This window comes from Blautia hominis, from assembly GCA_002270465.1.
Lineage (GTDB): Bacteria > Bacillota > Clostridia > Lachnospirales > Lachnospiraceae > Blautia > Blautia hominis.
Genome location: NQOF01000003.1, coordinates 403736 through 416213 on the forward strand (window position 1 = coordinate 403736; position 12478 = coordinate 416213).

At 49.6% G+C, this 12478-nt stretch carries 9 protein-coding genes; 7 read left to right on the forward strand and 2 right to left on the reverse strand.

Annotated elements, in window-relative coordinates; all coding sequences use genetic code 11:
* Window positions 1-3: 3 nt before the first annotated feature.
* From CI595_RS12415 to CI595_RS12435, 5 genes are read left to right on the forward strand one after another with little or no spacing between them, the layout of a single operon-like run.
* Window positions 4-1476: a sulfatase-like hydrolase/transferase gene (locus CI595_RS12415; RefSeq protein ID WP_095173581.1), complete on the forward strand. Its 1473-nt coding sequence runs from the start codon at window positions 4-6 to the stop codon at window positions 1474-1476.
* Between the two features lie 20 nt (window positions 1477-1496).
* Window positions 1497-2930: a sucrose phosphorylase gene (gene gtfA, locus CI595_RS12420; RefSeq protein ID WP_187144020.1), complete on the forward strand. Its 1434-nt coding sequence runs from the start codon at window positions 1497-1499 to the stop codon at window positions 2928-2930.
* 40 nt (window positions 2931-2970) lie between these two features.
* Entirely contained in the window at window positions 2971-5367 is a 2397-nt protein-coding gene (locus CI595_RS12425) for a glycoside hydrolase family 38 N-terminal domain-containing protein (RefSeq protein WP_243135157.1), read from the forward strand.
* A 2-nt stretch (window positions 5368-5369) separates the two neighbouring features.
* Complete coding sequence (locus CI595_RS12430; RefSeq protein ID WP_095173582.1) at window positions 5370-6716, forward strand: MATE family efflux transporter; 1347 nt, start codon at window positions 5370-5372, stop codon at window positions 6714-6716.
* 22 nt (window positions 6717-6738) lie between these two features.
* Window positions 6739-7863, forward strand: a complete 1125-nt coding sequence (locus tag CI595_RS12435; RefSeq protein WP_095173583.1) for an anaerobic sulfatase maturase — start codon at window positions 6739-6741, stop codon at window positions 7861-7863.
* Window positions 7864-8035: 172 nt separating this feature from the next.
* Here the strand turns inward: CI595_RS12435 and CI595_RS12445 are convergent, their stop codons facing one another.
* Both CI595_RS12445 and CI595_RS12450 read right to left on the reverse strand, forming a co-directional pair.
* The gene (locus CI595_RS12445; protein ID WP_095173585.1) at window positions 8036-9220 is read right to left on the reverse strand and encodes a levoglucosan dehydrogenase; all 1185 of its coding nucleotides are present in this window, start codon (window positions 9218-9220) and stop codon (window positions 8036-8038) included.
* Window positions 9221-9236: 16 nt separating this feature from the next.
* On the reverse strand, window positions 9237-10151 hold the full coding sequence (locus tag CI595_RS12450) for a sugar phosphate isomerase/epimerase family protein (protein ID WP_095173586.1): 915 nt from the start codon (window positions 10149-10151) through the stop codon (window positions 9237-9239).
* Between the two features lie 295 nt (window positions 10152-10446).
* Between CI595_RS12450 and CI595_RS12455 the strand changes: the two genes are divergently transcribed.
* Both CI595_RS12455 and CI595_RS12460 read left to right on the forward strand, forming a co-directional pair.
* Entirely contained in the window at window positions 10447-11259 is an 813-nt protein-coding gene (locus CI595_RS12455; protein WP_095173587.1) for a sugar phosphate isomerase/epimerase family protein, read from the forward strand.
* A 22-nt stretch (window positions 11260-11281) separates the two neighbouring features.
* Window positions 11282-12472: a substrate-binding domain-containing protein gene (locus CI595_RS12460; RefSeq protein WP_095173588.1), complete on the forward strand. Its 1191-nt coding sequence runs from the start codon at window positions 11282-11284 to the stop codon at window positions 12470-12472.
* The last annotated feature ends 6 nt before the right edge of the window (window positions 12473-12478 follow it).

Genomic DNA, 12478 nt, shown 5'->3' on the forward strand with positions numbered 1-12478 from the left:
CAGATGGATGGTAAGAATTTGATCGTGATCACGACAGACCAGCAGAGGTATGACAGCCTGGGCTGTAACGGGGGATATTGGATGCACACCCCATATCTGGACAGGATTGCCCGGGCAGGGGCCCGGTTTGAGCGGGCCTATTGTCCGAACCCTGTCTGCACGCCCTCCAGGGTCTCTATTATGACGGGTCTTATGCCCTCGCGCCATGGCTCGTATAATATTGGGACAAGGGTGTTTTCCACAGAACATTTTCTGAGTACAAGGCTGCGAAGGGAGGGGTACTGCTGTCATCATATCGGTAAGGCCCATTTTTATCCCTGGGATGTCAGTTCCCCGGAAAACTGCGGCGTGTTTCCCGAGGAGGGGCTAAAGGATTTTGCGGGTTTTGAAACCGCGGAGATTTCCATCGGACATAGTGACTGGGGTGTGAACGGCCATTATGAGAGATGGCTGGAGGAGAAGGGGATACGCAAAGGCAGGCATATGCCTCAGCTGCAGGTGAAGCGGCTTTTTGAGAAGGACGCCTACGGGACAGGAGACTGGGGAATGCCGGTTTCCTGCCACAGCGGGGCGTGGATCCTGGAGCGGTCGGAGAAGTTTTTGAGAGAGCGGAGAAGGGACAGGCCTTTTTATCTGAATCTGGGGTTCCAGGACCCTCATCATCCACTGGCTCTGCCCTGTGGGCACCCCAGACTGGCCCCGGAGAGTATCCCCCCAAGCCGGGGCGGATATGACAGCCGGCTGGAACATCAGGAGGAGCTTGCCAACGGCAGGATCCTGGACGGAAGATTCGCCGGGCCGCTGGGGATTGCGGGAAATCAGAATACTTCATGGGTGGACTACACTTATGAACAGAAGCAGGTCGTTAAGAGTTATTATTATTCCATGGTGGAACTGTTCGACCGGCAGATGGGGCAGCTTCTGGAACTGCTGGACAGGTATCAGGTATCTGAGGATACCATGCTTGTCATAACCAGTGACCATGGGGATATGCTTTTTGACCATGGGATGGGGGAAAAGGGGCCTCTGGCGTATGAAGAGGTGGTAAAGGTCCCATTGCTGCTTTGTTTTCCCGGGAGGATAAAACCGGGTGTGGTGAAGGAAGTGGTATCTCTCACCGATATTGTCCCTACGGTTCTGGACTATTTGGAAATGGGGAGTCAGCCGGTTTGCGACGGGCTGTCTCTGCGGCCTCTTCTGGAAGGGAAAAAGTGGGACAGGGAAGGGGTCAGGATTGAATTTAAGGAGGAGAAGGATGCGGTCCGCTATAAGTGTTTTGTGACCCGGGAGTGGAAGCTGATAGAGTATATGGGGGAGGCATACGGAGAATTGTATCATCTGAGAGAGGATCCGGGGGAACAGCGCAATCTGTATTTTGAGGAGGCCTGTCTGCCTGTAAAATATGAGCTTTTGAGGATGATGACGGAAGAGGCGGAAAAGAGAGAATTTTGTGCCGAGAGGCCATGCAGATGTTGAGTACAGCGGGAGGAATGTGTATGAAAAATAAAATTATGCTGATCACCTATGCGGACAGCTTTGGAAGGAACCTGAGGGAATTGGGGGATGTGCTGGATACTTATTTCAGGAGGGAGATTGGGGCGGTCCATATACTGCCTTTTTTCCCCAGCAGCGGGGACCGGGGGTTCGCACCTCTCACTTATCAGGAGGTGGAGCCGGCGTTTGGTTCCTGGGAGGATGTGGATAGACTGGCAGAGAACTATGAGCTGATGTTTGATTTTATGATCAACCATTTGTCGCGGCAGTCTGTTTTTTTTCGGGATTTTGTGAAAAAACACCAGGAGTCTCGGTATAAAGATATGTTTATCCGGTTCCGGGATTTCTGGCCCGGCGGGTTTCCCAGTGAGGAGGAGACCGCCGTGTTAAATAAGAGAAAGGACCATGCGCCCTGTGAGCGGATTTTGTTTGATGACGGGGAGGAGGAGGATATCTGGTGTACCTTTTCGGAGGAGCAGATGGACCTGAATCTGGAGTCTGGGGTCACCTGGGAGTTTATTGAGGAGTCTCTTCGGTTTCTTATGGCCCATAAGGCTTCTATGATCCGTCTGGACGCGTTTGCCTTTGCCACGAAAAAGTACGGCACCTCCTGTTTTTTCGTGGAACCGGAGATGTGGGAGCTGATGGAGCGGGTGCAGGATATTCTGGATGAGGGGCAGGTCCCCATGCTGCCGGAAATCCATGACCATTATAAAGTGCAGATGAAAATAGCGGAGAGGGGGTATGGGGTCTATGATTTTGCCCTGCCGGTGCTGGTGCTGCATACTCTGTACACGGGGAACTGCAGACGTCTGAAGCATTGGTTTGAGATATGTCCCGGGAATCAGTATACGACGTTGGATACCCATGACGGTATCGGGACCGTGGATGTGGAGGGGCTGTTGACGGATGAGGAGCTGGAGCAGGTGATCAAAAAGACGGGTGAGTACGGCGCTAATTTTAAAATGGATTTTTCGGAAAAGGCCAAGGACAAACCTGTGGTGTACCAGATCAATTGTACTTACTATTCCGCGCTGGGGGAGGATGACAGTGCTTATCTTCTGGCCCGGGCGATCCAGTTTTTTGCGCCGGGGGTGCCACAGGTATATTATATGGGGCTTTTGGCGGGAGAGAATGACTATGAGCTGATGAAGGAGACGGATTTCCCCAGAAATATCAGCCGTCATAATTATACGGTGGAAGAGGTCAGGGAAGCGGTAAAAAAACCAGTGGTGCGGGAGCTGTGCAGGCTTATGCGGATCCGGAATGAATATGCCGCTTTTGACGGGGCTGTCCGGGTGGCGGACCTGCCGGATGATAGGCTGGAGATCACAAGGGAGAGCAACGGCTGTAAAGCTGTCCTGCTGGCGGATTTAAAGTCCAGGGAATTTTGTATCACCTGCGGTGACGAGTCTTTTGATTACAGGAGCAAATAAGGAAAGGCATGACAAAGAGATGGAAAAAAGAAGGATTCATATGATAGGAAATACACATATTGACCCGGTGTGGCTGTGGGACCGGGCGGAAGGAATGCAGGAAGTGAAGGCGTCTTTTATGTCTGCGCTGGACAGGATGGAGGAATTCCCGGAATTTCGTTTTACACAATCCAGTATCGCATATCTGGAGTGGATCAAGGAGAACTGCCCTGAGATTTTTGAGCGGATACAAAAGCGGGTGGAAGAGGGACGCTGGGAGATCGCAGGGGGAATGTGGGTGGAACCGGACTGTAATCTTCCGTCCGGGGAAGCGCTGGTGCGTCATTTCCTGTATGGGAAAAAGTTTGTGCGGGAGAATTTCGGGAAGGATGTGCTCACGGGGTATAATGTGGACAGCTTTGGCCATTCTTCCAATCTGCCTGCCATCTGCCGGGGGTGCGGAGTTTCTTATTATCTTACTTCCAGACCGGATAAAAAACATCTGGAGCTGCCTCCTGTGTTTTTATGGAAATCGGCGGATGGAAGCGGGATCCTGACTGAGAGGACGGGCGGTGAATATATGGCCTGGACTAGGCCTGCGCTGGAAGGGAACCTGAGGGAAAGCCTGGAGGCCATGGAGCAGTATGGGTGTGACAACATGGCTGTTTTTTATGGTGTGGGCAACCACGGCGGGGGACCTACGGTGGAAAATATCCGTACCATCTGTGAGATGCGGGATGAGTATGCAGACTTGGAGATGGATTTTTCCGGCGTGGACCGGTTTTTCGGCGAGGTTTCGGAGGAGGAGGTCCCGGTATTTTCCGGGGAGCTTGGGCGTATTTTTTACGGCTGTTACAGTGCGGATAAGAAGCTGAAGGAATGTAACCGGAAAGGGGAGTGGGGGCTTTTAAAGGCAGAGGCGGCAGCGGCCATGGCGGCAGAGATGGGAACAAAATCGTACCGAAATCCCGCAAGGGAGACAGAGCTTGCGTGGAAGGAGGTTTTGTTTAACCAATTCCATGATGTGCTGGCGGGAACCAGTGTGAAGCGTGCCAGGGAGGAAGCAGTCCAGGAGCTCCAGGGTGCGGCTGCGGCAGGAAGAAAAATGGTAGGGGAAGCCCTGCAGGCCATTGCCAATGAGATGGATACCCGGGGGGAAGGGCTTCCGCTTTTGCTGTTTAATTTTACGGGGACGCCTTTTACGGGGATTTATGAGGCGGACTTTTATCTTCCGAGAGCGGAGAAGAAGGCATTGCGTCTGAGGGATTTCAAGGGCAGGGAGATACCGTACTGTGAGAGCGGCTATGGGAATCATTCGCCTGAGAGCAGAAAGGCGATCCTGTTCCGGGCAGATGTTCCTGCTTACGGATATGCGGCCTACCGGATTCTGCAGGAAAGCCCGGATCTTGTGCCGAAGGAGGAAGATATCTGTGCGGAGGAAGGTTTGCTGAATAACCGTATCCTCTCGGTGCGGTTTGATGAGACTACGGGCTGTCCCTGTTCCATGGTACTCAGGGGGGAAGAAATGCTGGATGGCACTTCCCGTGTGGCAGTGTATTATGATGACAGAGGGGCCTGGGGGGAGACGGTTTATGAGGAGGAGGAGCGGGGACAATTTGAAGTCATATCCTGCAGGGTAGTGGAAAACAATCCTATGCGTGCCGTTTTAAGATATTTACTCAAATATGAAACTTCAGAGCTGATGATAGACTACATACTGGAAGCCGGCAGCGAACATCTGCGGGCAGACATGAAATTGAGGAACGCGGAGAAGCACCGTCAGATCACGTTGAATATACCTGTCAAGGCGGAGGATCCGGAAGTATTGACAGAGACGGGATTTCTGGCGGAAAAGAAAGTGGACTGCCAAGGGCAGAACCAGGAATACTGCCATCATCGTTTTGCGGATATTGCGGAGGAAAGCGGGCGGGGGATCGCTGTGTTCAATGACAGTGTCTATGGCATGCGTCAGGCGGGCAGTGAATACCGTGCTATCCTTCTGCGCAGTTATGTCTATGCCAGGGGCAGCGGCGGCCCTCTTTTGGAAAACCTGGAGGAGGAGTATACAGGCCAGGGGATTTATGAGTATTCTTTTGTTCTGCGGCCTCACACAGAGGCGGTGAAGAAAAGCAGCCTGTTTGCGGAGGCGGATTTTCTGCATATGCCGTTGGAACATCTTGCGGATAACTGTCACAGGGGACGGAATTTTAAACGAAGGGATTCTCTGTTCCGATACCGGGAAGAGAATGTCCAATTCTCTGCGGTGAAGTGTCCGTACGGGGAGAAGGATGGTTTCCTTGTCAGAGCTTTTGAGACGGAGGGGGAGAAGGGTTCTTTGTGGGTGGAGAAGGACGGGATTTCTGCGGCGGCAGATTTTTCCCCTTATCAGATCAAAACCATGTATTTTGACGGGAATGGGTGGATGGAATGTAATATGCTGGAGGAACAGGAGACATAAGTATGGCGACGGAAAAGGAGTTGTTCACAAAGCGGCAGCTGGCAGCATTGCTGATCCCGCTGATTTTGGAGCAGATATTGGGGATCACTGTGGGGATGGCGGATTCTGTTATGGTGTCAAGTGCCGGGGAGGCGGCGGTGTCGGGGGTATCTCTGGTTGATTCCATCAATATCCTGCTTGTGAATACTTTCTGTTCTCTCTCCACCGGAGGGGCTGTTTTGGCAGCCCACCGGCTGGGAGAGAAGAAGTTTAAGGAGGCAGCCAGGACCGCGGACCAGCTTTTGCTGTGTGTCACGGGGATTGCCCTGGTTATCATGATATTTTCTTTACTGGCAAACCGTATCCTTCTTCAGGCCATATTTGGCGGGGTGGAGCGGGATGTGATGGAGAATGCGGTGGTATATTTTTATATTACGGCGTTGTCCTTTCCGTTTCTGGGGATTTACAGTGCAGGGTCTGCGCTGGCCCGCTCTATGGGTAATTCTAAGGTGACGATGTATATTTCTGTCATGATGAATGTGGTGAATATTGCAGGGAACGCTGTGTTTTTGTTTGTTTTTCATGCGGGTGTCTTTGGCGTGGCGGCTTCCACGCTGATCTCCAGGATTCTGGGCGCTGTGGTCATGACGAAGATCATGCGGAACAGGGACCTGCCTCTTTCTTTTTCCGGTAGAATCCGGATAAAGCCCTGTGGGCAGGTGATCCGGGGAATCCTGAAAGTGGGGCTTCCCACGGGGATGGACAATTGTATTTTTCAGATCGGTAAGATTTTGGTGCAGAGTTTGGTGGCCGGGTTTGGGACTTCTGCGATCACGGCCAATGCCATCACCGGTGTTGTGGCGGGGGCAGCCGTAATCCCGGCCAGCGCCACAGGGGTTGCCATGATCACCATTGTGGGACAGGCCATAGGCGCAGGAGATTTTGAGGCTGCCAAGGGGTATGTGAAAAAACTGCTTTTGGCCGCATATGCAGGGATGTTCTTGCTGAATGGGGGGATCATTATCTTTGCCGGGAATATTGCCGGGCTGTATGATGTCTCGAAAGGTACGGCTTCTCTGGCAAAGGAGGTCATTATCTTTCATTCTGTCTGCGCGGCTCTTTTCTGGCCCCTGGGATTTACGCTGCCCAACGCCCTGCGGGCTGCTTTTGATGCGGCTTATACGATGTTTATTTCTATTGGTTCTATGTGGGTTTTCCGGATCGGATTCAGCTATCTGCTGGGTGTGTATTTCCATATGGGGCTTCTGGGGGTATGGGCAGCCATGGGGATTGACTGGTTTTTCCGCTCGGTGTGTTTTTTGTGGAGGATGAGAAAGGACAGATGGCTGCGGCAGGTGAGGAATGGGTAGGAGCAGCAGGGGGCGATGTGGCATGGAGTCTTTGTATGTTATGATAAAGCCGGTTTCGGGTTTGTGTAATATGAGATGTAAGTATTGTTTTTATATGGATGAGATGTATAACAGGAATGTGGCGGATTATGGCAGGATGTCGGAAGAGACCCTGGAGCTTATCATTCGTCAATCCATGGAGGAAGCGGGCAGGGAGGTCACTTTTTCTTTTCAGGGCGGTGAGCCTACCCTGCGCGGACTGGCATTTTATGAGAAGGCCTTGGAACTGCAGGATAGGTATAACAGGAGGAGGGTGAAGGTTCATAATCTGCTGCAGACGAATGGGTATGATCTGGATGAGGAATGGTGCCGGTTTTTTAAGGAGAACCGTTTTTTGATCGGGTTGTCACTGGATGGGATTTGGAGGACGCATGATGCCAACAGGGTTTCTCCGGATGGGGGCGGTACGTTTTCCCGGTGCCTGGATTCTGCCAAGAGGCTGAAGAAGTTTGGGGTGGAATTTAATGTCCTGACGGTGGTGAATAGACAGACAGCGCCCAGGATACGGAAAATATATCAGCAATATGAAAAGTGGGGATTTGCCTATCAGCAGTATATCGCCTGCCTGGACCCTGTGGGGGAAGGGAAGGGGGGCCGGAGTTATTCGCTCTCTCCTCTGAGTTATGGGCAGTTTTTGTGTGAGCTGTTTGACGTCTGGTATGAGGACTGGAAAAGGGGAAAGCAGCCGTATATAAGGAATTTTGAGAATTATATCGGGGCTTTGCTGGGGTATCTGCCGGAATCCTGCGAACAGGGCAGGGGATGTACGGTCCAATTTGTCATAGAAGCGGACGGGAGTGTGTTTCCCTGTGATTTTTATATGCTGGATGAGTTCTGCCTGGGGAATATCCGGGAGGGAACATTTGAGGATATGAGAAGGATGGGGGCTGAGATGGGGTTTGCGTCTGATGCGGAATCTTTTTCGGGGGATTGTAATGTGTGCCGGTATGAGTTTTTGTGCCATGGGGGATGCAGGCGGCATTGGTATGGAAAGGAGAAGGCGGAGGGAAGGGGAAATTGTTTTTGTGAATCGTATAAGATGTTTTTTGGACAATGTTTTGAGGGGTTGGAGAGGGTTGCTGCCGGTATTTGTGAGAGGGGATGTTAAAGTCCGCTGTCTGACGGCTCTCATGCTTAACGGCGCAGAGCAGCTCCGGCCCCGGGAGAACAGATACCAACAGCCACCCACACATGGATGGCTGGTTGATATCAGAACAAAAATACAAGGTTTGGCCGGCATTTTACTTGCAGCGGACCCAGCTGTTTATCAGCCGCAAACCTTATAGAGCGGAAATATCTCTTACATCGGCCCATTCATGTGTTTGGGCCGATTCTAATATGGCATCAGAAATCAATTCAACTGCATATCCGTCACGGAAATTAGGGACGGGTTCTGTATCTTCCTGCAAAGAACGGAAGAAATCATAGCATTCAATAATTTTTGTTTCGGTATATCCGATGCCGAGAGCGGGGATTGGCCATAATCCGCTGCCGTATGGATGATTGGGGCCTGTGTACACCGTGCGGAATCCCCGTCTGTCTGCAGCATCGCTGGCAAAGCAGACCTGAAGCTCGTCGCGGCGTTCGTAGTTAAAGAAAATAGAACCCTCTGTCCCGTGGATCTCAAAGGTGATATAGTTGTTCCTTCCCCAGGCGTTTCTGGTAGCTTCGATGCTTCCAAAAGCGCCGTTTGCGCATTCTACCATAAATATACACTGGTCATCCACGTCCACCGCTTTTTTAGGCGCATTTTGTTCCACGCGCGCATTGCCGAGGCTGTCGGACATGCCGGACTGTAAGGGCCTTTCTTTGATGTAAGTTGCTGTCCGTGCGTTCACTCTTTTAAAATCTCCTACAAGAAAGCGGAGCATGTCTACCACATGGGTTCCGATATCGCCCAGGGCGCCGCTTCCGCATATTTCTTTTTGAAAACGCCAGGATAGAGGGGAATCAGGATCAGCTGACCAGTCCTGAAGATAGGTACCGCGGAAATCAAGGATTTCACCGATGGCCCCTTCGTCAATATATTTTTTTGCAAGCTGTACCGCGGGTGTTTTCCGGTAGTTAAAAGCCACCATGGTCTTAACATGATTCTTTTTTGCAGCCAGGTACATTTCTTTTGCTTCATCGGAGGTTAGAGCAAGAGGCTTCTCACAGATAATGTGTTTTCCTGCTTTTGCTGCTGCGATGGCAATCTCGGCGTGTACATTGTTTGGCGTACAAATATCCACAACAGAAATTTCCGGATCGTTTATAATATCATGCCAGTCTGTGGAATAAGCCTCGAAAGCCAGTTTTTCCTTAGCGTCCCTGGCTATGGATTCATTCATATCTACGATCATTTTTTTGACAGGGATCGCGGGAGCCGGCCAAAAAAACATTGGCATACCGGCATATGCGATAGAGTGTGCTTTGGCCATAAAACCGGCTCCGATAAGTCCTATATTTATTTTCTCTTGTTTCATATGTTTATTTCTCCTCTCAAATAACAAATTGTCTCATGTAACGGTAAGAAAGCCGGAGGGCGTCCAGCACCCGTTCGGAAGAACTCTCGAAAGCTTTGTCTTCTATTTCTATGCAGCTGTAACCGTTGTAGCCGATATCGGTCAATGCGGATACATATTTTCCCCAGTCCACGTCTCCCAGTCCGGGGAGTTTTGGGGACATATAGTCTAAGGGGTAGGCCATGGTTCCTACATCCTCCAGCTTATCTTGATAGATCTTTATGTCTTTATAGTGTACATGGAAGATTTTTTCTTTGAACTCATATAATGGCTTGATGTAATCCATCTGCTGCCAGACAAAGTGGGAAGGGTCGTAGTTTAAACCGAAGTAATCGCTTGGGATCAAGTCAAAGGCTTTACGCCAGATCGCAGGGGTGGTCATAAGGTTCTGACCGCCCGGCCACTGCTCGGGGCCGAAAAGCATTGGACAGTTTTCAATCGCTATTTTTACTTTGTACTGTTCCGCAAGTTGGATGATAGGAGTCCATACCTCTTTGAAGATCGTTAGATTCTCCTCTACGGTTAGATTTTGGACACGGCCGATAAAGGTAGTGATGGTGTCGACATTTAATTTCGGAGCGGCAATGATCATAGCTTTTAAATGCTCTACTGCCTTTTGGCGCTGGTCAATTTCATCTGACAGAGTGTTGGGATAATAAGCCAGTGCAGATATGGCAACATTTTTTGAGAGACAGTATTGTTTAAGGGAAGCGATCTTGCTTTCGGTAAGTGCTTCAATATCAATATGTGTGATCCCAGCATAACGTCTGGCTGCTTTCTCTTTTGGCCAACAAGCTACTTCAACACACTCATAACCAAGTTCTGAGGCGGTGTCAATGACTTCTTCAAAAGAAGAGGAATCAAGAATCGAACTGATAAATCCAAGTTTCATAGTTATATATTCCTTTCTGGTTTGTTTATTGACAGGAGCGCGCGCTCTTGTCTAAGTATGTAACAGTGGCAAAAATAATTTGCGCAAATTTTTATATAACATATTATGAGGGGGAGCGCGGAAAAAGTCAATGTGTGAAAAGTGACAATAAGAAAAGGCGCAGATTGTGAAAAAATACCAAAAAACAGGAGAATTTGAAAAAGATATTGACGAATAAAACCAAACGAGGTATGATTGCTGCATCAAGAAAATTTGCGCAAATTTAATAAACAGCACAAAAACGGAGGTATTGTTTATGAGAGTTGGTTATATGACAAATGGTTTCGGCCCCCTTGTTGGGGATGGTGCCGGTGTGACAAGTGTCAAGGATATCCGGTATCTGACTATGGGGAATGATGAGGAGATCTTGAAAAGCATAACAGAAGTTGGATTCAGAAGTATTGAAGTCCTGGAAGGCAACCTTACAAAATATAGTAATGACCTTTCCGTGTTGAAAGACATGCTGCAAAAGTATTCCGCAGAAATGATGAGTGTCTGTGTGGGAGCAAACTTTATATATCAGGATGCTCTGGAAGATGAGATGTATCATATGGAAACCGTTGCGAAGGCAGCAAAAGAAGTTGGCGTTACATATATAGGTATCTGCGGAGGTGCCATCAGAGGAAAAGGGATCCAGGAAGAAGATTACACACTGCTGGGGAAAGGACTGGATATGGCTGGTCATGTGTTTGCGGAATACGGGCTGAAAGCAAGCTATCATCCTCATCTGGGTTCCATGGCAGAGGCGCCGGAACAGATTGATAAGCTGTTTGCCAGAACATCAATTGATATTTGTCCGGATCTGGCGCATCTTGCGGCAGGCGGAGGAGACCCTCTGGAAATCGTGAAGAAATATTACGACAGGATCTCTTTTGTACATTTAAAAGATTTGGATGAAAACGGATTTGCTCCTCTTGGTACGGGCAGTATTGATATTAACGGGGTTCTTGACTTCCTGAAACAGAAAGATTACAACGGGGATTATCTTGTGGAAGTAGATGGATATGCCGGTGATCCGGTTTCTGCGTGCAGGACTTCCTATGAATTTCTTAAAGGTAAACTTATTTAAATATAGAAAGGGCAGGTAAAATATGAAAAGAAAATTGGTAAGTGTGATATTAGCAATAGGAATGATCGGGACGATGATGGCAGGCTGCGGAAACTCTGCAGATAGTTCAGATGCGGCAGCAAAAACGAAAACCGATACAGCAGCAGATGCAGATACAGAAAAAGAAACGGACGCCCCGGATGAGGCCGTTCAGGATGCAGATGGCAGTAAGATCTTATCAACGGGTCCGAATGGAGAAGCGGCAACCCCGGCATCTGATATTACATTGACAGAGGAAGAGAAACAGCAGATCCGTGACGGCGGATACAAAGCAGCCATTTCGCTTCATTATGGAGGTAATGACTGGGCAACTTCCCAGCTGGAAGGCTTAAAGGCCACCTTTGAAGATCTGGGTATAGAGATCGTTGCGACCACGGATGCGAATTTTTCAGCAGAGCAGCAGGTATCAGACATAGAGACCATTATGGCTAAAGATCCGGATGTCATCATCAGTATTCCGACAGACGCCACAGCTACTGCCGACGCATTCAAAAAAGCGGCAGATGAGGGGATCAAGCTGGTATTTATGGACAATGTTCCGTCAGAGATGACAGCGGGAAAAGATTATGTGAGCTGTGTATCTGCGGATAACTATGGAAACGGTTGTGTTGCTGCGGAATTAATGGGGGAAGCTCTTGGCGGAGAAGGACAGATTGGAATGGTCTATTATGATGCGGACTTTTTTGTGACAAATCAGAGAGACGAGGGCTTTAAAGAGACAATGGCAGCCAAATATCCGGATGTTGAGATCGTGACAGAACAGGGATTTACAGATGAAAACGGATGTTCCGAACAGGGAGATGCCATCTTAACACAGTATCCTATGATCAATGGAATCTATGCAAGCTGGGATGTTCCCATGGAAGGTGTGCTCTCCTCTGTAAAGGCAGCAGGCTTGACCGGCGATGATGTGAAGCTTACGACCATTGACTTGGGAAATAATATAGCGAAAGAAATTGCAGAAGGCAATGTTGTGGGACTCGGCGCACAGCTTCCCTATGACCAGGGAGTTGCTGAGGCAACACTGGCAGCATATTCTCTGCTGGGAAAAGAGGCACCGGCATACGTTGCGGTTGCGGCAAAGAAAGTAGATGGGTCCAATATCCTGGAAGCATATAAAGATGTTTATCATGTTGAGGCGCCGGACTGGCTGCAGGAAGCAGCAGGCAAATAAGGAGGG

Coding starts and splice junctions, on each gene's coding strand:
- CI595_RS12415 (WP_095173581.1), top strand. CDS start 4: ATGGATGGTAAGAATTTGATCGTGATCACGACAGACCAGCAGAGGTAT.
- gtfA (WP_187144020.1), top strand. CDS start 1,497: ATGAAAAATAAAATTATGCTGATCACCTATGCGGACAGCTTTGGAAGG.
- CI595_RS12425 (WP_243135157.1), top strand. CDS start 2,971: ATGATAGGAAATACACATATTGACCCGGTGTGGCTGTGGGACCGGGCG.
- CI595_RS12430 (WP_095173582.1), top strand. CDS start 5,370: ATGGCGACGGAAAAGGAGTTGTTCACAAAGCGGCAGCTGGCAGCATTG.
- CI595_RS12435 (WP_095173583.1), top strand. CDS start 6,739: ATGGAGTCTTTGTATGTTATGATAAAGCCGGTTTCGGGTTTGTGTAAT.
- CI595_RS12445 (WP_095173585.1), bottom strand. CDS start 9,220: ATGAAACAAGAGAAAATAAATATAGGACTTATCGGAGCCGGTTTTATG.
- CI595_RS12450 (WP_095173586.1), bottom strand. CDS start 10,151: ATGAAACTTGGATTTATCAGTTCGATTCTTGATTCCTCTTCTTTTGAA.
- CI595_RS12455 (WP_095173587.1), top strand. CDS start 10,447: ATGAGAGTTGGTTATATGACAAATGGTTTCGGCCCCCTTGTTGGGGAT.
- CI595_RS12460 (WP_095173588.1), top strand. CDS start 11,282: ATGAAAAGAAAATTGGTAAGTGTGATATTAGCAATAGGAATGATCGGG.